26 protein-coding genes are annotated in these 25,160 nt (G+C 59.5%); 13 read left to right on the top strand and 13 right to left on the bottom strand.

Features of this window, described 5'->3' with window-relative positions:
- Positions 1-33 precede the first annotated feature (33 nt).
- The 3 genes from C4J91_RS08655 to moaB form a co-directional block, all read right to left on the bottom strand.
- Complete coding sequence (locus C4J91_RS08655) at positions 34-303, bottom strand: hypothetical protein (protein WP_164484518.1); 270 nt, start codon at positions 301-303, stop codon at positions 34-36.
- A 130-nt stretch (positions 304-433) separates the two neighbouring features.
- Positions 434-1,660, bottom strand: a complete 1,227-nt coding sequence (gene glp / locus C4J91_RS08650) for a gephyrin-like molybdotransferase Glp (RefSeq protein ID WP_124361938.1) — start codon at positions 1,658-1,660, stop codon at positions 434-436.
- Entirely contained in the window at positions 1,644-2,183 is a 540-nt protein-coding gene (gene moaB, locus C4J91_RS08645; RefSeq protein WP_048729884.1) for a molybdenum cofactor biosynthesis protein B, read from the bottom strand. The genes glp and moaB overlap by 17 nt, the downstream gene beginning before the upstream one ends.
- A 76-nt stretch (positions 2,184-2,259) precedes the next feature.
- Between moaB and mobA the strand changes: the two genes are divergently transcribed.
- Together mobA and C4J91_RS08635 are read left to right on the top strand one after the other, a co-directional pair.
- A complete protein-coding gene (gene mobA, locus C4J91_RS08640) occupies positions 2,260-2,862 on the top strand; it encodes a molybdenum cofactor guanylyltransferase MobA (RefSeq protein ID WP_124361937.1) in 603 nt (200 codons plus the stop codon).
- Positions 2,863-2,941: 79 nt separating this feature from the next.
- Positions 2,942-3,163, top strand: coding sequence for a YgdI/YgdR family lipoprotein (locus tag C4J91_RS08635; RefSeq protein ID WP_124361936.1), 222 nt, complete (start codon positions 2,942-2,944; stop codon positions 3,161-3,163).
- Between the two features lie 53 nt (positions 3,164-3,216).
- On the opposite strand, the gene C4J91_RS08630 is transcribed toward C4J91_RS08635, so the two are convergent.
- The 4 genes from C4J91_RS08630 to C4J91_RS08615 all read right to left on the bottom strand — a co-directional run bounded on the left by C4J91_RS08630 (position 3,217) and on the right by C4J91_RS08615 (position 6,104).
- Positions 3,217-4,107 (bottom strand): pseudouridine synthase, encoded by an 891-nt coding sequence (locus C4J91_RS08630; protein ID WP_124361935.1) that lies wholly within the window; start codon positions 4,105-4,107, stop codon positions 3,217-3,219.
- 73 nt (positions 4,108-4,180) lie between these two features.
- Entirely contained in the window at positions 4,181-4,516 is a 336-nt protein-coding gene (locus C4J91_RS08625) for a transcriptional regulator (RefSeq protein ID WP_124361934.1), read from the bottom strand.
- A gap of 75 nt (positions 4,517-4,591) precedes the next feature.
- A complete protein-coding gene (locus C4J91_RS08620) occupies positions 4,592-4,828 on the bottom strand; it encodes a glutaredoxin family protein (RefSeq protein ID WP_124361933.1) in 237 nt (78 codons plus the stop codon).
- A gap of 67 nt (positions 4,829-4,895) precedes the next feature.
- Positions 4,896-6,104, bottom strand: coding sequence for an ammonium transporter (locus C4J91_RS08615; protein WP_124361932.1), 1,209 nt, complete (start codon positions 6,102-6,104; stop codon positions 4,896-4,898).
- A gap of 344 nt (positions 6,105-6,448) precedes the next feature.
- Between C4J91_RS08615 and C4J91_RS08610 the strand changes: the two genes are divergently transcribed.
- The 7 genes from C4J91_RS08610 to C4J91_RS08580 all read left to right on the top strand — a co-directional run bounded on the left by C4J91_RS08610 (position 6,449) and on the right by C4J91_RS08580 (position 14,078).
- Positions 6,449-6,763, top strand: coding sequence for a YqjD family protein (locus C4J91_RS08610; RefSeq protein WP_124361931.1), 315 nt, complete (start codon positions 6,449-6,451; stop codon positions 6,761-6,763).
- A gap of 4 nt (positions 6,764-6,767) precedes the next feature.
- Entirely contained in the window at positions 6,768-7,157 is a 390-nt protein-coding gene (locus C4J91_RS08605) for a phage holin family protein (protein ID WP_124361930.1), read from the top strand.
- On the top strand, positions 7,154-7,495 hold the full coding sequence (locus C4J91_RS08600) for a hypothetical protein (protein ID WP_124361929.1): 342 nt from the start codon (positions 7,154-7,156) through the stop codon (positions 7,493-7,495). Before C4J91_RS08605 ends, C4J91_RS08600 begins: the two co-directional genes overlap by 4 nt.
- A 162-nt stretch (positions 7,496-7,657) precedes the next feature.
- Entirely contained in the window at positions 7,658-8,989 is a 1,332-nt protein-coding gene (locus tag C4J91_RS08595) for a deoxyguanosinetriphosphate triphosphohydrolase (RefSeq protein ID WP_124361928.1), read from the top strand.
- Between the two features lie 167 nt (positions 8,990-9,156).
- Entirely contained in the window at positions 9,157-9,543 is a 387-nt protein-coding gene (locus tag C4J91_RS08590) for a response regulator (protein WP_124361927.1), read from the top strand.
- A gap of 264 nt (positions 9,544-9,807) precedes the next feature.
- Positions 9,808-10,434, top strand: a complete 627-nt coding sequence (locus C4J91_RS08585; RefSeq protein WP_124361926.1) for a response regulator transcription factor — start codon at positions 9,808-9,810, stop codon at positions 10,432-10,434.
- A gap of 8 nt (positions 10,435-10,442) precedes the next feature.
- Positions 10,443-14,078: a transporter substrate-binding domain-containing protein gene (locus tag C4J91_RS08580; protein WP_124361925.1), complete on the top strand. Its 3,636-nt coding sequence runs from the start codon at positions 10,443-10,445 to the stop codon at positions 14,076-14,078.
- 209 nt (positions 14,079-14,287) lie between these two features.
- On the opposite strand, the gene C4J91_RS08575 is transcribed toward C4J91_RS08580, so the two are convergent.
- On the bottom strand, positions 14,288-14,770 hold the full coding sequence (locus C4J91_RS08575) for a GAF domain-containing protein (protein WP_124361924.1): 483 nt from the start codon (positions 14,768-14,770) through the stop codon (positions 14,288-14,290).
- The gene (locus tag C4J91_RS08570; RefSeq protein WP_124361923.1) at positions 14,767-15,657 is read right to left on the bottom strand and encodes an ATP-binding protein; all 891 of its coding nucleotides are present in this window, start codon (positions 15,655-15,657) and stop codon (positions 14,767-14,769) included. Before C4J91_RS08570 ends, C4J91_RS08575 begins: the two co-directional genes overlap by 4 nt.
- 167 nt (positions 15,658-15,824) lie before the next feature.
- On the opposite strand from C4J91_RS08570, the gene C4J91_RS08565 reads away from it, so the two are divergent.
- The gene (locus C4J91_RS08565; protein ID WP_124365121.1) at positions 15,825-18,137 is read left to right on the top strand and encodes a response regulator; all 2,313 of its coding nucleotides are present in this window, start codon (positions 15,825-15,827) and stop codon (positions 18,135-18,137) included.
- On the opposite strand, the gene C4J91_RS08560 is transcribed toward C4J91_RS08565, so the two are convergent.
- The gene (locus tag C4J91_RS08560; protein WP_124361922.1) at positions 18,130-18,615 is read right to left on the bottom strand and encodes a glutathione peroxidase; all 486 of its coding nucleotides are present in this window, start codon (positions 18,613-18,615) and stop codon (positions 18,130-18,132) included. The two genes, C4J91_RS08565 and C4J91_RS08560, sit on opposite strands and share 8 nt — an antisense overlap.
- 150 nt (positions 18,616-18,765) lie before the next feature.
- Positions 18,766-19,158, bottom strand: coding sequence for a peptide-methionine (R)-S-oxide reductase MsrB (msrB, locus tag C4J91_RS08555; RefSeq protein ID WP_124361921.1), 393 nt, complete (start codon positions 19,156-19,158; stop codon positions 18,766-18,768).
- Positions 19,159-19,360: 202 nt separating this feature from the next.
- Here msrB and C4J91_RS08550 point away from each other — a divergent pair, with 202 nt between their 5' ends.
- Positions 19,361-20,572, top strand: coding sequence for a pyridoxal phosphate-dependent aminotransferase (locus tag C4J91_RS08550; protein WP_065885153.1), 1,212 nt, complete (start codon positions 19,361-19,363; stop codon positions 20,570-20,572).
- Between the two features lie 304 nt (positions 20,573-20,876).
- Positions 20,877-21,764 (top strand): protease HtpX, encoded by an 888-nt coding sequence (htpX, locus tag C4J91_RS08545; RefSeq protein WP_124361920.1) that lies wholly within the window; start codon positions 20,877-20,879, stop codon positions 21,762-21,764.
- A 57-nt stretch (positions 21,765-21,821) separates the two neighbouring features.
- Here htpX and C4J91_RS08540 read toward each other — a convergent pair whose 3' ends face one another.
- Positions 21,822-22,478 (bottom strand): thiopurine S-methyltransferase, encoded by a 657-nt coding sequence (locus C4J91_RS08540; protein WP_124361919.1) that lies wholly within the window; start codon positions 22,476-22,478, stop codon positions 21,822-21,824.
- A gap of 104 nt (positions 22,479-22,582) precedes the next feature.
- Here C4J91_RS08540 and C4J91_RS08535 point away from each other — a divergent pair, with 104 nt between their 5' ends.
- Positions 22,583-23,350, top strand: a complete 768-nt coding sequence (locus C4J91_RS08535) for a class III extradiol ring-cleavage dioxygenase (protein ID WP_124361918.1) — start codon at positions 22,583-22,585, stop codon at positions 23,348-23,350.
- 89 nt (positions 23,351-23,439) lie between these two features.
- On the opposite strand, the gene C4J91_RS08530 is transcribed toward C4J91_RS08535, so the two are convergent.
- Positions 23,440-25,113, bottom strand: a complete 1,674-nt coding sequence (locus C4J91_RS08530; RefSeq protein ID WP_017136163.1) for a DEAD/DEAH box helicase — start codon at positions 25,111-25,113, stop codon at positions 23,440-23,442.
- Between the last annotated feature and the right edge of the window lie 47 nt (positions 25,114-25,160).

Below are 25,160 nucleotides of genomic sequence, written 5' to 3'. Positions count from 1 at the left end.
TGGAGAAGCTAGGGCGCAAGGCCCTAGCAGGTATCATTTTTTCTTTTTCGCCGGCTTTTCTGCTTTCTCTGACTTCTTCTCTGCCTTCTCCGGCTTCTTCGCCTTTTCTGGCTTGCTATCAGCTTTTTTTACGGACTTCTTGGGTTCGGCATCTTTTTTCTTGTCTTTCTTTTCCGAAGATTTTGAAAGAGCCGATGCCGCTGCGGATTTTTTTGCCGGTGAAGACTTTTTGTCTTTCAATTCCTTGCTGGCTTTCGAATCTTCACCTTTGCTTTTCTTCTCGTCTTTAGCCACGTTGCCCACCTCTCGGATATGCCGATATTGGCAAATTGCCTGTGCGATTCGTCACAAGCTAATCATTAGGTAAGCGCATTCACGGGCGGTTCAAATTTTTGCTGCGTCGAAACAGGGTGAGCGATTTTCAGCTCGGGTCTCAATTCAGGACGTCACTCAGCGGAATGAAGTTGACCTGGTCGCCCACCGCCAAGGTCGTCCCTTCCAGCACCTCCACCAACCCTTGCGCCCACGCTGCACTGCGCAATACGCCGGAACTCTGGTTGCCGTAGATGACCGCTTGGCCCTGCTCGATACGCCCCCGCAGATACTCACGGCGGTTGCCTGGCTTGGGCCATACGAACCCCACCGGCACATTGAAACGTAGCGGCGCAACGTCTTGCACACCTTGGCGGCGCAGCAGGTAAGGCCGTGCCAACAGGGCGAACGTCACCAGGGTCGACGCGGGGTTACCCGGCAGGCCGATCACCGGCACGCCACGAAAGTGCCCGAAGGTCAGCGGCTTGCCCGGTTTGATCGCGAGTTTCCACAACGCCAGCTCGCCCTCTTCACGCAGGGCAATGCCGAGGAAATCCGCCTCACCCACCGACACACCGCCAGTGGACAGGATCAAGTCGACGCCGCCCACGCCAGCCAATCGCGTGCGCGTCTGTTCCAGGTCGTCCGGCAAGATGCCGGCATCGATCACTTCACAGCCCATTCGCGTCAGCCAACTGCACAGCACGCGGCGGTTACTGTTGTAGATCTGGCCTGGCCCCAGCGGCAAACCGGGCTCGATCAGCTCATCGCCGGTCGACAGCACGGCCACCCGCACCCGGCGCACCACGTCCAGGCGATCGCGCCCAAGCGAAGCGGCCAGGCCCAACTCGATCGGGCCCAGGCGCGTGCTCGCGGGCAACACCAACTCGCCGACCGTGGTTTCCTGGCCTTGTGGGCGGATGTTCTGGCCCGCTTGCAGTCGCTCGCTGAAGCTCACGCGCTCATCGCTGTGAAGGGTCGCGTTTTCCTGCATTTCCACGCAGTCCGCACCTTGGGGCACCGGCGCGCCGGTAAAGATGCGCGCGCAGGTGCCGGCCGCTAGAGGCTCTGGCGCATTGCCGGCGAAAATGCGTTGGCTGACCGGCAAGGGTTCGCCGGCCCAATCCGCCACGCGCAGCGCGTAGCCGTCCATGGCGCTGTTGGGCCAGGGCGGCAGGTCGAGGGTGGAGACCAGGTCTTGCGCTAATACGCGGCCATCGCACTCGGCCAGGCGCATGCTTTCGTGCTCGCGGATCGGCGACGCGTCGGCCATGTCCAATAAACGCTGCAAGGCCACTTCCACCGGCATCAAGGCACCGGACTTGCCGGGCTTATCCACGCGATTCACAAGGCTCGGCCTGTTTCAGATGGGGGACGAAGTTGCACGGCCGATGACGGTTATCCAGCTGTTCCGCCAGGATGCCGTCCCAACCGGTGCGCACCGCATTGGTGGAACCCGGCAGGCAGCACACCAGGGTGCCATTGGCCAGGCCGGCCAAGGCGCGGGACTGAACCGTGGACGTGCCGATGTCGGCTACAGATATCTGGCGAAACAGCTCGCCGAAACCATCGACCTGCTTGTCCAACAGGCAGCTCACCGCTTCGGGCGTGCTGTCGCGGCCGGTGAAGCCGGTGCCGCCGGTGATCAGCACGACCTGCACCACGTCCTCGGCGATCCAATGGGCAACCTGGGCGCGAATTTTGTAGAGGTCGTCCTTGAGCAGCACACGCTCGGCCAGGGTGTGGCCGGCGGCGGTCAGGCGGTCGACGAAGACCTGGCCCGACGTGTCGGTGTCCAGGGTACGGGTGTCGCTGACGGTCAATACAGCGATATTCAGGGGTACGAAGGGCGCATCGGCCTTGGCGTTCATGGCACGGTCCGGTTGTCGAAGGAACAGCCCGATGTTATATCACAGGCCCCTATTTCCATGCCGCAGCGGAACCGCCATGTCTGTTGAATCGTCACCCCTGCCTTGCTCGATTTTATTGTTGGCCGGTGGGCGTGGCCAACGCATGGGCGGCCAGGACAAGGGGCTGCTGGAATGGCGCGGCGAGCCCTTGATTGCGCATCTGCAACGCCTGGCGCGGCCGCTGACGGACGACCTGATCATCTCGTGCAATCGCAACCACGCGCGGTATGCGCCCTATGCCGACCAACTGGTGAGCGACGATAGCCCGGACTTTCCCGGGCCACTTGCCGGCATCCGCGCGGGACTGTTCGCCGCACGCCATGGGCATCTGCTGATCCTGCCCTGCGATGTGCCGCGCATCGATGCACGACTGCTGGCCGACTTGCGTGCCACAGCGCGCTGCAACCCGCAGGTTCCGGTGATGATTCGCCACGGCGAGTTCTGGGAACCCTTGCTCTGCATCCTCCCCACCGTCCTGAAAGAACAAGTGGAACGAGCCTGGCAAGCGGGCGAACGCAGCCCGCGGAAAATCTTCCTGCAACTGGGTGGCGTGGCGCTCGAATGCGCCACCGATGACCCGCGCCTGGCCAATCTTAATACCCCCGAGCTGTTGCACCCACAGGCTGGCGTGTCAGAATGAGCCTTGCATCAGGAACTTTGCCGGCGTTGCACACGTCACAAGGTCAGCATTTCAAAAGTATTCTCTCGGAGACACACTCATGACTCAACGGACCATCGCCGCTCTCATGCTTGCACTGGGCCTCGCCACCCTCGCCGGTTGCGCTTCGCCAACAGTGATCACCCTGAATGACGGTCGCGAAATCCAGGCCGTCGACACCCCGAAATTCGATGAAGATTCGGGCTTCTACGAATTCGAACAGTTGGACGGCAAACACACCCGTATCAACAAAGATCAGGTTCGTACCGTTAAAGACCTGTAAGCCATCGCTTGCACACAAGGCCCGCCTCGCGCGGGCCTTGTTGTTTATGGCGTTTACCAGTCCAGGGTGATTTCACTGCGAAAGGTGCGTTGCTGGCCGCTGACCGGGTCGATGAAACGTACGCCCTGGGCCAGCAACTTGAGCGGGTTGGCGTAATCGTCCACCGCGTCCTTGATCACGTTGGGATAGAACGGGTCATTGCAGATGCTCGCCCCGAGCGCAGTCATGTGGACGCGCAACTGGTGCTTCTTGCCGGTGACCGGGAAGAGGCCATAGCGCCATAAATCGCCGTGCTTCTCGCGCACTTCCACCGCCGTTTCGGTATTGCTGGCACCGGGGCCTTCCTGCATGCGGAAGAACGGTTCGCCGTCCACCAGCCGGCTCTTGTGCACCAGCGGGAAGGTCAGGCCAGGTAACGCCGGAGCAATGGCTTCGTAGAATTTATCGATGCGCCGCGTGGGAAACAGCTGCTGATAGGCCGTGCGGCTGTCGGGATTGGCCGAGAACAGCACCAGCCCTGCGGTATGCCGGTCGATGCGGTGCAGGGGCACCAGGGCGGGATTGTCCAGACGCCGGATCAAACGGCGCAGCAGCGTTTGTTCGACGTATTCGCCGGCGGGGGTCACCGGCAGAAAATGCGGTTTGTCGGCCACCACCAAGTGTTCATCGGCGTACAGGATGGTTTCCTGTACCGGGATCACTTTCTCGTTGGGCACTTCGCGAAAGTAATAAATGCACAGGCCTTCCTTGTACGCCAGGTCCAGGCGGATGGGGCGACCGTTGATATCCAGCACCCGGCCACGGGCAATGCGGTCCAGCCAGTGTTCACGGGCGATTGCCGGGAAATGATCGCACAGGCAATCGAGCACCGTCGCCCACGGGCCAGGCGGCAGGTATAAGGTGCTGGCTTGGTGCTGTGACGGGGAAAAACCGGGAGTGGACATGCAGATGCTCAAAGCCTGGAATAAACAGGCGGGCATTATCCCGCATGGCGCGGGATTGAGCCTAGGAGAGATCTCAGGCCTTGACCAATTGCGCGCGCAAAACCTTCGAAGCGCTCGCCGCCTCGGTAAACTCCTTGAGCCAGCGCAGTACGTCTACGGCCTCCCAACGGCCAGAATCGTACAGGGCGTAGAGCAAGCCCTGGTAACCCACCACGTCCAACTGCTTGTGATAACCGGCACGCTGGAACAGCGCCTCGATTTCCGCAAAGCAGGTATTGAAATGCACTTTGTTGAAGGGCGTCTTGCCTTCCGTGACCAGGCCATCGAGGCGCAGCTCGCTCACCGCATCGCGCACGACGTCGGCGGACATGCGATTGACGCTGCTTTTCAGTTGTTCGACATTCACCACGGGCGTTCCCTCTATTCAATCGCTGTACAAACATACAGTAACGTAATATTGCGAAACCCGCCATGGCCTAAAACGTCAGCGCAGGAAAGCAACCACTTGGTCAGTGTCGAACGGCCAATCCAGTTCAGCCCCGGTGTCCACCCGTCTAAGCACCGGAATCCGCAGGCCGTACACCTCGGTCAAGTCGTCGGGATCAGTGATATCCACCAGCTCCACGAGTAACCCGTGTTCGACGAGCGGCATGATTTCGGCTTCGGCAATTTCACACAGATGGCAACCCAGGGTGCCGAACAGCTGGCATTCAGGAAGCATGGCAAATCAACTCGAATGGAAAACACGCCACCATTCTAAACCCAACATTGGGCAACCGGCGCGCCGATCAATCCTGGCTGACCGCGCCGATCTTGTGGATCGACAAGTCCGCCCCGTAATACTCCTCTTCCTGGCTCAGGCGCAGCCCGCACACGCGCTTGATCACACCGTACACCAGCAGGCCGCCACCCAGCGCCACGGCGACGCCGAGGGCGGTGCCGATCAACTGACTGACCAGGCTCACACCGCCCAACCCACCCAGCGCCGTCTGCCCGAAGATGCCGCAGGCAATGCCGCCCCATACCCCACACAGGCCATGCAGTGGCCATACGCCCAGCACGTCATCGATTTTCCAACGGTCCTGGGCCGCCATGAAGCACCAGACGAACAAGCCCCCCGCGACCACGCCGGTGACCAACGCGCCCACCGGATGCATCAGGTCGGAACCGGCACAGATCGCCACCAGCCCGGCCAGCGGGCCGTTGTGCAGAAAGCCGGGGTCATTGCGGCCGATCACCAGCGCGGCGACGGTGCCGCCGACCATTGCCATCAACCAGTTGACCGCCACCAGACCGCTTACGCCATTGAGGGTTTGCGCGCTCATCACGTTAAAACCGAACCAGCCCACGATCAGGATCCACGAGCCCAGCGCCAGGAACGGAATGCTCGAGGGAGCAAACGCCACCAGGCGCCCTTCGCGGTAACGTCCGTTGCGCGGGCCGAGCAACAGCACCGCCGCCAACGCCAGCCAGCCGCCCATGGCATGGACCACCACGGACCCGGCGAAGTCATGGAAACTGGCGCCAAAAGTCGCGAGCAGCCAGGCTTGCATACCGAAGTTGCCATTCCACACCATGCCTTCGAAGAACGGGTAGATGAACGCCACAATCAATGCCGTCGCGCACAACTGCGGCGCGAACTTCGCGCGCTCGGCAATCCCCCCGGAAATGATCGCCGGGATCGCGGCGGCAAAGGTCAGCAGGAAGAAAAACTTCACCAGGCCGTAGCCATGATCCGCGCTGATCACCGCCGCCGGCTGCATGAAGCTGACCCCATAGGAGATCCAATAGCCTATAAAGAAATAAGCCAGGGTAGAGATCGCGAAGTCGCTGAGGATTTTCGACAACGCGTTGACCTGATTCTTCTGGCGCACCGTACCGACTTCCAGAAAGGCGAAACCGGCGTGCATGGCCAGGACCATGACCGCGCCAATCAGGATGAACAGGGTATTGGAGCTATGGACAAGGGTGTCCACCGCACTTTGCAGATTTTCCATGGAGGTTGGCAGGCCTGCGGTAAGGCAAACAGCACCAAAGCGGTTCAAGCCGGGTTGCTCGCACCAAATTGTCACCAAAGCCGCCGTCGTTCTTCAGAGGACGTGAACTGCTTTAGCGCAGCGATCAACACAACCGGCGCTCCCCGACGGGGTATTTGCGCGAGTTTCAGTTAATTAGGGTAAGGTTTTTCAAGGTTTTCACCTAGACCGCCCGGATTCAGCGCAGGCCCCAGGGCATGCGCACCAAGGCAAAGCAAAAGCTGTACCACACAATCGCAGTGAACCTTCGGCGAACCCGGCGACTCGAAACCACACGTACAGAACAGCCACACACGGAGATAACCATGGCCGGCAAAACAGCAAAGACTGCTCAAGAAATACTGATGGCGGATTTTCAGACCCTCGTCAGCGATACCGAAAGGTTGCTGGACGACACTGCCATCCTGGCCGGTGACCAGGCCGATGAGCTGCGCACCAAGATCCACGAAAGTCTGCTCAAGGCCCGCGAAACCCTGCAATTGACCGAAGACTCCCTGCGCGAGCGCGGGCAGGCGGCCATTACCGCAACCGAAGATTACGTGCAGGCCAACCCATGGCAGTCTGTCGGCATTGCGGCGGGCGTGGGCTTTTTGATCGGTCTGCTGGCTACCAGGCGCTAATATCATGGCTATCGACGAATTCAGCTCGTCAAAGGGCGCAGGTACCACTTCCCGCCGCCTGGGCGCTGCCGTGCTCGGCTTACTGCACAGCCATGTTGAACTGTTTGGCATCGAGTTACAGGAACAGAAGGCACGTACGGTCAGCTTGCTGCTGTTTGCCGGCTTGGCGTTAGTGTTTGCCCTGCTGTTATTGGTAGGCCTATCGACGTTGGTGATGATCCTGGTATGGGACACCGGCTACCGCCTGACCGGGATCATCTGTCTGTGCGTGTTTTACAGCCTGGCCGCAGCATTCTGCGGGGTACGCTTGAAGGCGGCCGTGTTCGATGAGTCCACACCCTTCCACGCCACCCTCGAAGAATTGGCCAATGACCGGGAGCGCCTGCTGCCATGAGCCTGCCTGAAATCCCGCAAAACTCGTCCCGTCGGGAGATGCGCAAGGCGTTGATCCGCCTGCGCATGGAAATGCACCGTCAGGAAATTCGTCACGAGTCCCAGCAACTGATGGCGCCGCTGCACAAAGTGCGCGACCTGCGTCACAACTGGCAAGACAGCCTGGGCATCAAGCACGCACCACTGTGGGGCGTGGCGGCGGTGACACTGATGGGGTTCTTTACCGGCAAGGGCGCCAAGGGCGGCAGCATCAGCAGCGTGACGCGCCTGGTGCGGCTGGGGGCAGGGTTGATCCCGCTGATCAAACTGGCCATGCAAGGCGCTTCTCGCAGAAAATAAGCCCCGCTCGCTGGTCCCACGCTACAACCTGACCGCCGGGCAACTGCGCAACGGCGGTCAGCGCCTGTTATCAGCCGCTGTCGACCTGAAGATTTCCGCTTGCCCCGCCCGCGCGGAAACGGGAAGCTGCAGGTGTCATTCACCGTACGGAGAGTACCTGCCTTGGATTGGCCTACCCTGCTGACCCGCGAACGTCTTGGCAAGCCCCTGCACAGCCCTGAAGAGCTGGGCCGCAGCCCTTTTCACAAAGACCATGATCGCATTATTTTTTCCGGCGCTTTCCGTCGCCTGGGCCGCAAGACCCAAGTGCATCCGGTTTCGAGCAATGACCATATCCACACGCGCCTGACCCACTCGCTGGAAGTCAGCTGTGTGGGCCGCTCCCTTGGCATGCGCGTCGGTGAAACGTTGCGCGGCGCCCTGCCCGACTGGTGCGATCCAAGCGATTTGGGCATGGTGGTGCAATCGGCCTGCCTGGCCCATGACATCGGCAATCCGCCATTCGGGCACTCCGGCGAAGACGCCATTCGCCACTGGTTCCAGCAGGCCGCCGGGCGCGGCTGGCTGGATGACATGAGCAACGCCGAGCGCAATGACTTCCTCAACTTTGAAGGCAACGCCCAGGGTTTCCGCGTATTGACCCAGCTTGAATATCATCAATTCGACGGCGGCACGCGGCTGACCTATGCCACCTTGGGCACTTACCTCAAGTACCCCTGGACTGCCCGCCACGCGGACTCGCTGGGCTACAAGAAACACAAGTTCGGCTGCTACCAGAGCGAGTTGCCGATTCTGGAACAGATCGCGCATAAACTCGGCCTGCCTCAACTGGAGGAGCAACGCTGGGCCCGCCACCCGTTGGTGTACTTGATGGAAGCCGCCGACGACATCTGCTATGCGCTGATTGACCTGGAAGATGGCCTGGAGATGGACTTGCTGGAGTACGCCGAAGTCGAGTCACTGCTGCTCGACCTGGTGGGTGATGACCTGCCGCAGACGTATCGGCAATTGGGCCCGCAGGATTCCCGTCGGCGCAAGCTGGCGATCCTGCGCGGCAAGGCCATCGAGCACCTGACCAACGCAGCGGCGCGCGCATTTGTCGAACAACAGGACGCCCTGCTTGCCGGCACCCTGCCTGGCGACCTGGTTGAGCATATGCACGGTCCGGCGAAGCGTTGCGTACTGGATGCCAAGGACATGGCGCGCAAGAAAATCTTCCAGGACAAACGCAAGACCCTGCATGAAATCGGCGCCTACACCACCCTGGAAATTCTGCTGAACGCTTTTTGCGGTGCGGCGTTGGAGCAGCACGGCGGGCGTACGCCGTCGTTCAAGCACCGGCGCATTCTCGACTTGCTGGGCAACAGCGCGCCGGACCCTGCCTGGCCATTGCACGCCTCGTTCCTGCGCATGATCGATTTCATCGCCGGCATGACCGACAGCTATGCCACCGAGATGGCGCGAGAGATGACCGGGCGCTCCAGCCCTCAATAACGACTCGATCGAGTCGCCCTGTTGCCTGAAACGAATTGCCCTACGATGGGAACAGAGCGGCCTGATCGAATTCGTACATATTCCCGAGGAATAATCACGCGCGCCATCGCAGACAAGACGAGCAATTCCTACGCTCCCATCGACGCTTGACTCACTGTGTACTCTCTATGCCCAACTATCCCCTTCGTATTCTCTTGGTGGAGGATCACCCTTTTCAACTCCTCGCCACCCAATGCTTGCTTAGAAGCTTCGGTTTCCACCAACTCACTCCCGTCGAAAATGCCGAACAGGCCATACGCACCATGACCCAGTCTGAATTCCCCTTCGACTTGATGTTATGCGACCAATGCCTGCCCGATCTGCCCGGACTTGAGTTGGTAGAAATCGCCAGCCGTGGTCAGTTCATTATGCGAGCGATTCTATTGAGCGGGCTACCAACCACGGAATTGCTCAAACTGACCGCACAAGCTGCGCAGCGCAATCTGCCACTCCTGGGTTGTTTATCAAAGCCGTTAAACAAAGCTGAACTTGCGAGTTTAATGAATTCAACTTAATCATTATAAGTGTAGGAATTTAAACCTTAGCAATCGCGAAAAACAAGGTGAGAGCTGTCGCAAAATACCCGTGACCGTTGGCTACGCCAACTGCCCTGAAAACACACACACTTAGTGTCACAATTACCTAGCTACTCGTAGGCCTATACCTTTCTTTATGTAGGAAACTTCCTGTTTTGCGCTTGTCCCCCCCACGCTTCATGCTGCTGCCTCTTCTTCTGCGCTAATGTGAACGCTTTATTTGCACCTGCATGGAATGTGATTATGAACACCGTTTTTATTATCGACGACCACCCCGTCATACGGCTCGCCATCAGAATGTTACTGGAACATGAAGGTTACAAAGTCGTTGGAGAAACGGATAACGGATGCGACGCCATACAAATGGTCCGCGAATGCCTGCCGGACTTGGTAATCCTGGATATCAGCATTCCGAAACTTGACGGCCTCGAAGTTCTCTGCCGATTCAATGCCATGAACACTTCGATGAAAACTCTGGTGCTTACCGCCCAATGCCCGACGCTGTTTGCCACGCGCTGCATGCGTTCGGGTGCGGACGGTTACGTCTGCAAGGAAGGCGACCTGAGTGAACTACTAAGTGCTATCCGCGCCGTACTATCCGGATACAACTACTTCCCCAGCCAGGCATTGAATGCAAATGGAGCGGAAGGTATGGAAACGCAGGAGCTGGACTTGTTCAAGGCAGTTAACGACCGAGAACTCATGGTCTTGCAACTTTTTGCACAAGGCCGCACCAACAAAGAAATAGCCAAGGGCATGTTCCTGAGTAACAAAACAGTCAGCACTTATAAAAAGCGACTAATGCAAAAACTAAAAGCTCAGTCTTTAGTCGAGCTCATCGAGATGGCAAAACGAAACGCGCTAGTGTGAGAAAACGGATGCCCAGCCGTATCAAGGACTATTTGATCATATTGAGTGCCGGTTTGTACTTCAGCACTACCGTGCTTGCGGACGACTCCACCAACCCGCAACACCTCACCTTACTGAGCCGCGCCGGAATCGTTCAACTGGACACTCAACTGGACAGGACCCAGCGCCAGTGGCTGCAATACAAGCGCGAACTGGTCCTGGGTACTGCCGCGCCTGACTACCCGCCGTTCGACCTCACCTCCAGTGGTCGCGATTACGAAGGCCTTACCGCAGATTATGCAGGCCTGCTGGCCAAGGCACTGGCCATACCGGTGAGGGTCCTGCGCTACCCTACCCGGGTGGCCGCCATTCAAGCCCTCGAGGCTGGCGACATCGATTTGCTGGGCTCCTCCAATGGCTTTGAGGCCGCGAACCCCAATCTCAGATTGTCGGCACCTTACGCCGTGGACCAGCCGGTACTGGTCACTCGCGAGGGGGAAACCCGTAGTCTCAGCGATGGCCTTGAAGGGCTGCGCTTGAGCCTCGTCTATCATTACCTGCCGCTCGATGAAGTGGAGAAGCTGTACCCCAAGGCAGATATCCACACCTACCCCTCTTATCAAAATGCGCTGAATGCAGTGGCATTCGACCAGGCGGATGTTTTTCTTGGCGACACGATTTCCACGCATTTCATGATTAACAAGGGCTACCTCAAAAACATCCGCATGGCCAATTTCGGCAAGCATGAAGCCTATGGTTTCAGCTTTGCATTGCGCCACGACAACCTCGTTCTCCTGAGCATTGTCGACACGGTGCTGGCGGCTGTGCCCATCAACGAACGGGACAGCATCGCCAAGCGTTGGAGCGCCGGCAGCGATATCTTGCTGACCGACAAGAAACTGCAACTGACCCCGCGCGAAGAACGCTGGTTGAAGGCGCACCCGGTGGTAACCGTCATCGTCAATGAAACCTTTGCCCCGCTCACCTTCTTCGATGCGGAAGGCAACTTTCGCGGCATCACCGCCGACCTTCTTGAACTCATTCGCTTGCGGACCGGCTTGCGTTTTGCGGTGCAGCGCGGCCGTGAAATCGACGATATGATCGCGCAGGTTGCCACGCAAAAAGTCGATATGATCGGGGCCATTGTGCCGAGTAACCAACGCGAGGCGCAGCTGAATTTCAGCCGTCCCTACCTGGAAAATTCGTATGTGCTGTTGACCCGCAAAGAGCCCGGAGCACCGCTGAACCTGGAGCAGATGGCGGGCAAGCGCCTGGCGATAACCCTGGGCACTCCGCTGGCCGAGGCCCTGCGCAAGGACTTTCCCCAGATTCAACTGGTGGAAACCGGCGATGCCTTCAGGGCAGCCGAGTTGCTTGCACAAGGGCAAGTGGACGGCGCTGTGAACACACTGTTGATCGCTAACTATTTCCTGTCTTCGAAGGTTTTCCAGGGCAAGCTGCAGATCACCACCAGTATCGGCACAACGCCGGCGACGTTCGCGCTGGCCACCTCGCGCCATGCCACCGAGTTGGGTTCGATCCTCGACAAAGCGCTGCTCAGTATCGCCCCGGATGAAATGAGCGTGATCAACAGTCGCTGGCGTGGCTACACGGTCGAATCCGATAGCTACTGGCGCAATTACAACCAACTGATTGCCAGGATCGTCATCGGTACCGGTTTGCTGCTCCTGATTTCCCTGGCCTGGAATGCCTACATGCGGCGCCAGATCAGGCAACGAAAAATGACCGAGCGCGCCCTCAACGATCAGTTCGAGTTCATGCGCGCGCTGGTCAACGAAACACCACACCCCATCTATGTACGCGACCGTAATGGTTTGCTGCAAACCTGCAACGACAGTTATCTGCAGACCTTCGACGTCAAGCGGGAGGACGTGATCGGCAAAAGCGTGACCCAGATGAGCATGGCCCTGGCGCCCGAAGCAGCGCAGTACCATGCCGACTACCTGCGGGTGGTGGCTGAGGGCAATCCATTGATTCTGGACCGCACCCTGCATATCGAGGAGAGGAAGCTGACGATCTACCACTGGATCCTGCCCTACCGCGATTCCACTGGCGAAGTCCAGGGCATCATCGGCGGCTGGATCGACATCAGTGAACGGCGTCAGTTGTTCGATGAACTGCGCGCCGCCAAAGAGCGCGCCGACGAGGCCAACCGCGCCAAAAGCACGTTCCTTGCCACCATGAGCCACGAGATCCGCACCCCCATGAACGCCGTGATCGGCATGCTCGAACTGACGCTCAAGCGGGCCGACCAAGGGCATCTCGACCGTCCGGCGATAGAAGTGGCCTACAACTCGGCCAAGGATCTCCTGGAGCTGATAGGCGACATTCTCGACATCGCGCGCATTGAGTCCGGCCGTCTGAGCCTGGCGCCGGAACGCGTCAATCTGCGCGAGGTGATCGAGTCCGTGGTACGCGTGTTTGACGGTCTTGCGCGCCAGAAAACCCTCAGCCTGCTACTGGAGTTCAAGCCCGACCTGAACGACATCGAAGTCCTCATAGACCCGCTGCGCTTCAAGCAAGTGTTGTCCAATCTTGTGAGCAACGCCATCAAGTTCACCGAACATGGGCAGGTGAAGATCAAGGTGGAGGTGCAACCGAGCCAGACCCAGGAACAGGTCGACGTGAAGCTGGTCGTGGAAGACACCGGTATCGGCATCAACCGGGACGACCAACTGCGTCTGTTCGAGCCGTTCGCCCAGGCCGATAATTCCGGGCACCTGGCCAGAAGCGGTGCCGGCCTGGGCCTGGTGATCTGCCGCAGCCTTTGCGCGATGATGGGCGGCCAACTGAGCCTGAGCAGCGTGCCCATGGTCGGCACCCAGGTGCACATCAGCCTGAAAATGCCGCGCCTGCATCCGATCACCACCCAAGGTGAGCACACGCCTGCGAAGCCGGCCTCCACCCCGGTGCTCAATGTGCTGGTGGTAGACGACCATCCGGCGAACCGCCTGCTGATGTGCCAGCAACTGGGCTACCTGGGCCATCAATTCACTGCCGCCGAGCATGGTGCCGCCGGGTTCCAGGCCTGGCGCCAGGAACAGTTCGACCTGGTGATCGCCGACTGCAACATGCCCATCATGAATGGCTACGAGTTGAGCCGTTCCATCCGTGAGTACGAGCAACGCGAACAGTTGGCGCACTGCGTGGTACTGGGGTTTACCGCCAATGCACAACCGGAGGAAAGACAACGCTGCATGGAAGCGGGCATGGACGACTGCCTGTTCAAACCTATCAGCCTCACCGTGCTGGAGCGGCAATTGGCACAGATCATCCCCCAACCCACGAGCCCGCAGCTGGACCTGGGATGCCTGGACGCGCTGACCGGAGGGGATTCGCAATTGAGTCGACGCCTGCTCGAAGAACTGCTGACCAGCAGCGTTGATGATCGTCAGGCACTCATTGCGCTGCTGGATCGCAAGGCTTCATCCACCGACATCATCGAACAGGCCCACAAGATCAAGGGGGCCGCACGCATCGTCCAAGCCAATGCCTTGGCCGGGCAGTGCGAAACACTGGAGCAGGCCTGCTCGCGCAACGATGATCGGCGAGTGATCGAAACGGGGGTCAAATCCCTGGAAAAGCTCATGCTGGAGCTGGAACGGGCACTGCAGGTTCAACTGCATGACCTGGACGGCCAATAGGAGGCAGGGGGTTCGCCCTAATGCCAGTCAGTTAAGGGCGAACACTGTACCTGTGGCGAGGGAGCTTGCTCCCGCTGGGCCGCGAAGCGGCCCCAAAGATGGGACTGCTGCGCAGTCCTGCGGGAGCAAGCTCCCTCGCCAGAGGTTACTTTTTACCCTTTCTACTTCTTAACTCACTGGCATTAGGGCTTGCCCCCCGCCTCGCTCGCTCAGCAATCGGTCAAGCGCAGGAAAATAGCCGCGAGTTGTTCGATACCCGCCTGGTCCTGAGGCGTAAAACGCGCCAGCGACGGGCTGTCGAGGTCAAGCACGCCAATCAATTGGCCGTTCTTGACCAGCGGCACCACCAACTCACTGTTGGAGGCGCTGTCACAGGCAATGTGCCCGGCAAACGCATGCACGTCTTCCACTCGCTGGGTTTGCCGGGACGCCGCGGCGGCACCACACACGCCACGACCAAAAGGGATGCGCACGCAGGCGATCTGGCCCTGGAAGGGTCCAAGAACCAGCTCATCATTGCGATTGAGGTAGAAACCCGCCCAGTTCAGGTCGTCCAACTGATTGAACAGGAACGCGGAAAATTGCGCGCTGTTGGCGATGAAATCCCGCTCATCCGCCAGCAGCGACTCCAGTTGCGCGCAGAGCAGCGCATAGCCCTCGAGGCCGGTGCCGGCCTGTTGTAAATCGATCATGGTTGACGCTCCAGCAATTTGAGACCCACCCAGTAACGAGCGAACTGATAGGCGCAGCGGCCATTGCGGTTGCCGCGCCCGGTCGCCCAGCGCACGGCGAGAATGTCGAGTTGTTCATCACGCTGCCACTGCAGGCCGGTCTTGCCGGCCAATTCGCCGATCCAGTGCTCCACCACATTCAGGAAGTGCTCCTGGGTAAACGGGTAGAACGACAGCCACAAGCCAAAACGGTCGGACAAGGCAATCTTGTCTTCTACCGCCTCGCTCGGGTGCAGTTCGCCATCCACGCGCTTCCAATTGTCGTTGTCGCTCTGGTTCTCCGGCACCAGGTGACGACGATTGGAGGTGGCATACAGCAACACGTTTTCCGGCGCCTGCTCCAGGGAGCCATCCAGCACGCTCTTGAGCACGCGATAGTCGCCTTCCCCGGCATCGAACGACAGGTCGTCGCAGAACAGAATGAAACGCTGCGGCAGCTTGAGCAGTTGTTCGACCACGCGCGGCAGGTCGGCCAGGTGGTCACGCTCGATTTCGATCAAGCGCAGGCCGGCCTTGGCGTGCTGGGCGAGCAAGGCGCGTACCATGGATGATTTCCCGGTGCCACGCGAACCCCACAGCAGCGCATGGTTGGCAGGCAAGCCGTCGAGAAACTGTTGGGTGTTACGCGCCAGCTGTTCACGCTGCTTGTCGACGCCAATCAGGTCCGACAGGCGCATGTCCAGGCTGACTTCCAGCGGCAACAGGAAGCCTGTACGGCCTTCGCGCTGCCAGCGGGCGGCCAGGCACTGGTTCCAGTCGATGGCTTGGCGTGGTGCGGGTAACAGGGGCTCCAGGCGCGCCAGCACGGCGTCAGCCCGCTCAAGAAAGGCATTCAATCGAGAATCCACATCTATTCCTCTGGCAAGTTCTTGTAAAAGATGGCGTATTGGCAACCCTGTGGCAGACCGCACAAGGCTGCGTCAAGAAAATCGATTTATGCCGGGCAGGTCAGCGCTGGTGGGATGTTCAGCTATGCTTGCCGGGCGAAGGGAAACGTGAAGTGGTTCAACACTCGATGGATATCAAGTTCGCCCACCGCTTGTCTTATAAACAAGCCAGATTGACTGTGCTGGTCGGTTTCGTCTTGGGAACCTTGCTCAGTTTTATCCAAATCGGCATTGATTATGCCAGTGAAGACGCATCCATCAACCGCGAAATACGCTCGCTGATCGAAATCAGCCATAACCCTGCCTCGCGTATTGCCTACAACATCGATGCCGAACTTGCCCAGGAACTGACCCTGGGCCTGCTGCACTCTCCTGCCATTGCCCACGCACAGCTGGTCGACAACAACGGCATGGTGCTGGCCGACGTCGACCGGCCGCGCAAGGAAAGCCATTATCGGCCTGTCAGCGATTTTCTGTTCGGTGCCAACCGTCAATTCGAAGACCGTCTGTACCTCAGCCATATGCCCAACGAATCCCTGGGAGTGCTGCGCCTTGATGTCGATACCTACGCGTTTGGCAGCCGTTTCCTGCGCCGCGCCGAGGTCACGTTGCTCAATGGTTTTGTGCGCAGCCTGCTGCTGACCGGGATCTTGCTGGGCTTGTTCTACATCATGCTCACCCAGCCGCTGGTGCGCATTATTCGCGCGTTGAGCACGCGCAAACAGGCGCGCTTGGACTGCCCGCCAGGGCATGAGCACGACGAAATCGGCGTGCTGGTCAACGTTGCCAACCAGCAATTCGAAAACATGGAAACCGAGATCCAGCAGCGTCGCCATGCCGAAGATCGTCTCACCGAATACCTGGGCCAACTGGAAGACATCGTTTCTGCCCGCACCCTTGAGCTCAAGACCAGCAACCAACGCTTGAGCCAGATCAATGATGAGCTGGAAGCAGCGCGGATGACCGCCCTGGGCATGGCCCAGGCTAGGGCGGCGTTCCTGGCCAATATGAGCCATGAAATCCGCACCCCGCTCAATGGCCTGCTGGGCATGATTGCCCTGTCGCTGGACAGCCCGCTCAACGCCGAGCAGCGCCAGCAACTGTCCATTGCCCATGACTCCGGCAAGGTACTGGTGGAGTTACTCAACGATATCCTCGACCTGTCCAAGTTCGACGCGGGCCAACTGGAGCTTGAACGAATCCCGTTCGACCTCGGCTCACTGGTGGAAGACACCGCCAACCTGTTGTCACAAAACGCCGCGCCCAGCGTGGAACTGACCTGCCTGATCGACCCGCTATTTGCTGCCCAAGTCATTGGCGACCCGACGCGGGTACGGCAAATCGTCAGTAACCTGCTGTCCAATGCCTTGAAGTTCACCCGCTTCGGCCGGGTGGATGTGCGCCTGCGCCACCACGGCGACGGAGTGCGCATTGAAGTCTGTGATACCGGTATCGGGATTGCCCAGGATGCACAGGTCAAGATTTTCCAGCCGTTCACCCAGGCCGGCGCTGGTATTACGCGCCAATTCGGCGGCACCGGCTTGGGGCTCGCATTGACCCATAACCTCTGCGAAGCCATGCAGGGCCGCTTGAGCATCAGTTCGGAGGTCGGCTTCGGCAGCCAGTTCTGCGCCGACCTGCCGTTGCCCACCCACCTGCCGGCGGCAGCCCGAATTCCATTGGCGGGCGATGTGATCGTCATCACCCACCACAGCAGCGGCCTGGGGGAGTTGCTCACGACCCTGCTGCCCCATTGGGGGTTGGCGCCGCGTTGCTACTCCATGGAAGACGACCTGAGCGGACAGTCTCCCGACCTGTTGATCACCGACTGCCCGGAGTGCCTGTTCCGCCTGAGGCCGGGCATCAGCGCGCCGATTCTGGTCGTGACCGCCTATGGCAATTTCATGCCCAGCGAAGAAGTCGTCGCCCTGGCACCGCTGCAGCAACAAGCCCGCCCGCTGAGCCGTAACGCGCTGTACCAAATCCTGCAGCGTAATTTGCGCAGCGACACGCAACCGATTCTGGACCCGGTCCAAATCGACGCCGCGCCCCTCAGCCATCGCGCGCGCATCCTGCTGGTGGAGGACAACCCGGTCAACCAACTGGTGGCCAAGGGCATGCTCGGCAAGCTCGGCTGCGAGGTCATCGTGGCCGCCCATGGTGGCGAAGCCCTCAAGTTCCTCGAGGACCAGCGTTTCGATCTGGTCTTGATGGACTGCAACATGCCGGTGATGGACGGCTACGAGGCCAGCCGGCAGATTCGCCAGAGCGGTCGCTGGCCGGACCTGCCCATCGTCGCCTTGACCGCCAATGCCCTGTCCGAAGAGCGTGAGCGTTGCCGTGCAGCGGGGATGAATGATTACCTGGCCAAGCCGTTTCGCCGCGAAGAACTCAAGGCCCTGCTGGACCTGTGGGTGCCTGAGACGACGAGTCTCATTTGAGCAGGGCTTCGATCTCTTGGCTCAGGTCCTGGGGCTTGGTGGTTGGGGCGAAACGCTTGACCTCTTTGCCGTCACGCCCGATGAGGAATTTGGTGAAATTCCACTTGATGTTCTTCGAGCCCAGCAGCCCTGGCGCCGCCTTTTTGAGCTGCACGAACAGCGGGTGGGCATCGCTGCCATTGACGTCGATCTTTTTGAACAAGGGAAAACTGACGCCGAAGTTCAACTCGCAGAACTCGGCGATCGCGCCTTCGTTGCCCGGCTCCTGCTTGCCGAACTGATTGCACGGAAAGCCCAGCACCACCAGGCCCTGGTCCTTGTATTGCTGCCAGAGTTGCTCCAGGCCCTTGTACTGCGGGGTGAAACCACACTTGCTGGCGGTGTTGACCACCAGAATGGCCTTGCCGGCGAAATCGGCCAAGGTCTTTTGCTCACCCTTGATGGTGGTGCAAGGGATGCTCAGCAAGTTGTCGCTCATGGCAGTGCCTTTGATTAAGAGAAGAAGCAGAAAGGTAGCTTGCCATTCAATAGCGTCAACTCAATTGACGGCAATGATGATGTGCAATCAACCCAGGGCCTAACGTGGGGGAGCAAGCCCCGCCCACATTTTGACCGCGCGGGTACTCGCCTAGCGCGGCACCAGGTCCAGGCATACCGAATTGATGCAGTAACGCAGGCCGGTCGGTGGCGGACCGTCCGGGAATACATGCCCCAGGTGCGCATCGCACTTGGCGCAGGTGACTTCGGTGCGGATCATGCCGTGGCTGATGTCACGGATCTCGACCATCGCGTTATCGGCAATCGGCTCGTAGAAGCTGGGCCAGCCGCAGCCCGAGTCAAACTTGGCCCTGGAATCGAACAACGGTTCATTGCAGCAAATACAGTGGTACACGCCGTCGGTCTTGGTCTCGTTGTACTTGCCGGAGAACGGCCGCTCGGTGCCTTTGAGCCGACACACGTTGTATTGCTCCGGGTCGAGCATCGCTTTCCATTCTTCAATGGGTTTCTGCAGCTTTTCCATCGGTACACCTCGGCAACTGAAAAACTCTGATCTGTGTCTTTTCCGTGGATCAGGCGGCACGTATGATTGCGCCTCTTCAAAACGCCAGTCTGGCACCCGCGCCATCACCATTCAAACCTATTTATGGGTGCGCGCCGCACGGGATTCACAGTACGGTAGTGCCTGTGCCGTCTGGATCGTTCATTTTCAGGATCACATCACCATGCAGGTCAGCAAATCGAACAAGCTCGCCAACGTCTGCTACGACATTCGCGGCCCGGTGCTCAAGCACGCCAAACGCCTGGAAGAGGAAGGCCATCGCATCCTCAAGCTGAACATCGGCAACCCGGCGCCCTTTGGTTTCGAAGCGCCAGACGAAATCCTCCAGGACGTGATCCGCAACCTGCCCACGGCCCAAGGCTACAGTGACTCCAAGGGCCTGTTCAGCGCGCGCAAGGCGGTGATGCAGTATTACCAGCAAAAACAGGTCGAAGGTGTCGGGATTGAAGACATCTACCTAGGCAATGGCGTGTCCGAGCTGATTGTGATGTCGCTGCAGGCCTTGCTCAACAACGGCGACGAAGTGCTGGTGCCGGCGCCGGATTATCCGTTGTGGACCGCCGCCGTGACCCTGGCCGGTGGCCACCCGGTGCACTACCTGTGCGACGAAGGGGCCGACTGGTTCCCGGACCTGGCCGATATCAAGGCCAAGATCACCCCGAACACCAAGGCTCTGGTGATCATCAACCCGAACAACCCCACCGGCGCCGTGTACTCCAGGGAAGTGCTGCTGGGCATGCTCGAACTGGCGCGCCAACACAACCTCGTGGTGTTCTCCGACGAGATCTACGACAAGATCCTCTACGATGACGCCGTCCACGTGTGCACCGCCTCCCTGGCGCCAGACCTGCTGTGCCTGACCTTCAACGGCCTGTCCAAGTCCTACCGGGTGGCGGGGTTCCGCTCCGGCTGGATCGCCATTTCCGGGCCCAAGCACAACGCCCAGAGCTATATCGAGGGCATCGACATGCTGGCCAACATGCGCCTGTGCGCCAACGTGCCGAGCCAGCACGCGATCCAGACCGCCCTCGGCGGCTACCAGAGCATCAACGACCTGGTACTGCCCCAAGGTCGTTTGCTGGAGCAACGTAACCGCACCTGGGAGTTGCTCAACGCGATCCCGGGCGTCAGCTGCGTGAAGCCCATGGGTGCGTTGTACGCGTTCCCGCGGATCGATCCGAAAGTCTGCCCCATCCTCAACGACGAAAAGTTCGTGCTCGACCTGCTGCTGTCGGAAAAGCTGCTGGTGGTGCAAGGCACCGCCTTCAACTGGCCGTGGCCGGATCACTTCCGCGTGGTGACGTTGCCACGCGTGGATGAGCTGGATATGGCGATCGGTCGCATCGGCAACTTCCTGAAGTCCTATCGCCAGTAACGCAAATGATCCCGTACGGCCTGCATTTGGTCGTACGGCGATTATCTGGCAACACTTCTCTGGCACGGGCGGCCTTGAACGGGTGATAGCACCACGCCAGCCGCTCTGCCCCTAGTGTTAACGGGGGTGCGACACGCTTGACGGCTAACCGGCAAGGGTAATTGTTGTGGGAAAAACCCTTCAAGGCGCTACATTTTCGCTGTAGGACACAGTTTGAAATAGTCGCTCGGTTGAATCACCCCATGCCGCACCTTATATACCCCGCAGTAAGCGACATATTAAGCATGAGGAGAACTCTACAACCATGATGCGCATCCTGCTGTTCTTGGCCACTAACCTGGCGGTCGTATTGATTGCCAGCGTCACCCTGAGCCTTTTTGGCTTCGACGGGTTCATGGCGGCCAACGGGGTTGATCTGAACCTCAATCAGCTGCTGATTTTCTGTGCGGTCTTCGGTTTTGCCGGTTCGCTGTTCTCGCTGTTCATCTCCAAGTGGATGGCGAAAATGAGCACCAGCACCCAGATCATCACTCAACCACGCACTCGCCATGAACAATGGCTGATGCAAACCGTGGAGCAGTTGTCTCAAGAAGCAGGCATCAAAATGCCCGAGGTGGGGATTTTCCCTGCTTATGAGGCCAACGCCTTCGCCACCGGCTGGAACAAGAACGACGCGCTGGTCGCTGTCAGCCAGGGGCTTCTGGAGCGTTTTTCGCCCGACGAAGTCAAGGCGGTGCTGGCCCACGAGATCGGCCACGTGGCCAATGGCGACATGGTCACCCTGGCGTTGGTCCAGGGCGTGGTGAACACCTTCGTGATGTTCTTTGCGCGAATCATCGGCAACTTCGTCGACAAGGTAATCTTCAAGAACGAAGAAGGCCGCGGTATCGCCTACTTCGTGGCAACCATCTTCGCCGAGCTGGTCCTGGGCTTCCTGGCCAGCGCCATCGTGATGTGGTTCTCGCGTAAACGTGAGTTCCGCGCAGACGAAGCCGGCGCACGCCTGGCGGGTACCAGCGCGATGATCGGCGCACTGCAACGCCTGCGCTCCGAACAAGGCCTGCCGGTGCACATGCCGGACAGCCTGACCGCCTTCGGCATCAACGGTGGCGTCAAGCAGGGCTTGGCTCGCCTGTTCATGAGCCACCCACCGCTGGAAGAGCGGATTGACGCATTGCGTCGTCGCGGCTGATAGCTCAGGGCAACACAAAAAGGGGCGATTGGATCGCCCCTTTTTCGTGGGCGTGATTTACCGCCTGGTCAGCCGATAAACACGCTCATCAAGCCGAGTAACGCCATCCGCCCTGAATTTGCTGCTTTCACTCAAAATGTCCCGCTCTTGCAGCGTGACCACATTCCAGTGCGGGCCCAGCAGCGACTGCACCTCCTCATCCGGAACAGCGAAGGGCGGGCCAGCCCTTTGCGCCTGGTCGTAGTCGACAGTGATCAACAGCCCCTCACAGACGGGGGTCAGCAGGGTATCGAGATGCTCGGTGTATCGCGAGCGCATTGGCTGCGGCAAGGCGATCAGTGCCGCACGGTCATACAACGCCACGCAATCAGCCACAGCACTTGCGTCAAGGGCGAAGAAGTCACCGCACCACACTTCGATCAGGCCCGCCTGATACACCTTGAACACGCCTCTGTGATCGATCTGCGGTGTAAATCCCTGTTCGCTGAAGAATGCCTCAACGGCTTTATCCGACACCTCCACACCCATCACGCGATGCCCGCGATCCGCCAACCACTTCATGTCCAGGCTCTTGCCACACAAAGGCACGAAAACCCTGGCACCATCGACCAGGGCCAACGTTGACCAATGCCGCTGCAAGTAAGGATTAACGTCGGTCTGATGAAAACCGATCTGATTGGTTGCCCAGCGTTCCTGCCAAATTTTTGCGTCCATGCATCACCCTGAAAAAATCGATCAAAAGACACTAAATCTTATATTAGATCTCGATTAATGATCTGAATGAAGATAGCCCGATATTAATCTTCAGGACTCTTCTTATGTTCCCCAGCCTGTTTATCTCCCATGGCTCCCCGATGCTGGCTCTGCAACCCGGTGCCAGCGGCCCGGCGCTGCAGGCTCTGGCAGCCGCGCTGCCACGGCCCAAGGCGATTGTGGTGGTATCGGCGCATTGGGAAAGCCAAGGACTGCTGGTCAGTGGCAGCGCCGCGCCCGAAACCTGGCACGACTTCGGCGGCTTCCCTCGCGAACTGTTTGCGGTGCAATACCCTGCGCCGGGTGATCCACGGCTGGCGAATGAAATTGCCGAGTTATTGCAGGCTGACGGCCTGACTGCACAGGTCGACAACCGACGGCCCTTCGACCATGGCACCTGGGTGCCCCTGTCGCTGATGTACCCGGCGGCGGATATTCCGGTGGTGCAAGTCTCCTTGCCAAGCCGTATGGGTCCGGCTTTTCAAACCCGGGTTGGACATGCCCTCTGCAGTCTGCGCGATCAAGGTGTGCTACTGATCGGCTCCGGCAGCATCACCCATAATCTCGGTGAGCTGGACTGGCGCGCCGGGCCGGAAACCATCACGCCATGGGCGCAAGCCTTTCGCGACTGGGTAGTCGAAAAACTCGCTGCCGGTGACGAAACAGCCTTGCATGACTATCGCCTCCTGGCGCCCCATGCAGTGCGCAGCCACCCCAGCGACGAGCATTTGTTGCCGCTTTACTTTGCGCGAGGTGCCGGCGGTGATTTCAGTGTGGCGCATCAGGGCTTCACCCTCGGCGCCTTGGGCATGGACATCTATCGCTTTGGCTAACACAGGTGCACTGCCTGAAATCCCAGGCAAAAAAAATCCCCGAACCAGTCGGGGATTTTTTATGTGTGATCAATCAACCCAAGGGCGGATCAATCTTCGCGGTAGCGACGCAGCTTCAGCTGCTTGCCGGCAACGCGTGTATCTTTGAGCTTGGCCAGCAGTTTTTCCAGACCGTCTTCCGGCAGCTCCACCAGGGAGAAGCTGTCACGGACCTGGATGCGACCGATGGCTTCACGTGCCAGGCCACCCTCGTTGAGGATAGCGCCCAGCAGGTTCTTGGCAGCGATACCGTCACGCGCGCCCAGCGCAGTACGGCAACGAGCACGACCTTCAGCCAATGGAACCGGAGCACGACGCTCACGATCACCACGGTCCGGACGGTCGCCGGTACGCTCTGGACGATCACCGCGTGGCGCGTTGTTCGGTACCAGTGGGCGTTCTTTCTCGATGGCTGCCAGGGTCAGGGCCTGACCGTTGGTAGCCTTGCGCAGCAGGGCTGCAGCCAGGGCACGCGGGGTGCAACCGATATCGGCAGTCAGGCGGTCCAGCAGGTCGCCGTGGGTCGATTCAGCGTCAGCCACCAGCGGCGACAGGCTGTTGGTCAGTTTCTTGATGCGGGCATCGAGAACAGCCTGGGCATCCGGCAGGCGGACTTCGGCAACTTTCTGACCGGTTACACGCTCGATCACTTGCAGCATGCGGCGCTCACGTGGAGTCACCAGCAGCAATGCGCGACCTTCGCGACCGGCACGGCCGGTACGGCCGATACGGTGAACATAGGACTCTGGGTCGTAAGGCATGTCAACGTTGAACACGTGGGTGATACGTGGAACGTCGAGGCCACGAGCAGCAACATCGGTCGCTACAACGATGTCCAGGCGGCCATCCTTGAGGGAGTCGATCACGCGCTCACGCTGGTTCTGGGCGATGTCACCGTTCAGCGCAGCGGCCTTGTAGCCTTTGGCTTCCAGGGCACTGGCCAGGTCCAGGGTCGCTTGCTTGGTGCGCACGAACATGATCAAGGCGTCGAAGTCTTCGACTTCCAGCAGGCTCAATACAGCCGAGGTCTTCTGGTCAGCGTGAACCAACAGGTGAGCCTGTTCGATCGCGGTAACGGTCTGGGTCTTGGTCTGGATCTTCACGTGTTGCGGATCGCGCAGGTGGCGTTCGGCAATGGCACGGATCGACTGCGGCAGGGTGGCCGAGAACAATACGGTCTGACGGGTTGGTGGCAGTGCCTTGAAGATGACTTCCAGGTCATCCATGAAGCCCAGCTTCAACATTTCGTCGGCTTCGTCGAGAACCAGGTGGTTCACGGTCGACAGGACTTTCTCGTCGCGACGCAGGTGGTCGCACAGACGGCCCGGGGTGGCGACAACGATCTGTGCGCCGTTACGGATGGCTTTCAGTTGTGGGCCCATAGGCGCGCCGCCGTAAACGGCCACAACGGTTACACCTGGCATTTGCTTGGCGTAGGTTTCGAAAGCGGTTGCTACTTGCAGCGCCAACTCACGGGTTGGCGCCAGGATCAGGGCTTGCGGTTCGCGCTTGGCAGGATCGATGCAGTGCAGGATAGGCAGGGCGAACGCGGCGGTTTTACCGGTACCGGTCTGCGCCTGGCCAATCATGTCCTGGCCGGCCATGATGATCGGGATCGATTGCTGCTGAATAGCCGAAGGTTCTTCGTAGCCAGTCGCGATGACGGCGGCGAGAATGTTCGGATTAAGATTAAAAGCGGCGAAGCCGCCGGTTTCCTGGGTCATGGGTCTGCCTCTAAGTGCATCCGCAAAGACCCATGCTCCAAAGCTGC

Origin of the sequence: Pseudomonas sp. R3-52-08 (assembly GCF_003851745.1) — a bacterium.
Classification (GTDB): domain Bacteria; phylum Pseudomonadota; class Gammaproteobacteria; order Pseudomonadales; family Pseudomonadaceae; genus Aquipseudomonas.
The sequence above is the reverse complement of the archived record's forward strand: the minus strand, read 5'-3'. Positions and strand labels throughout refer to the sequence as shown.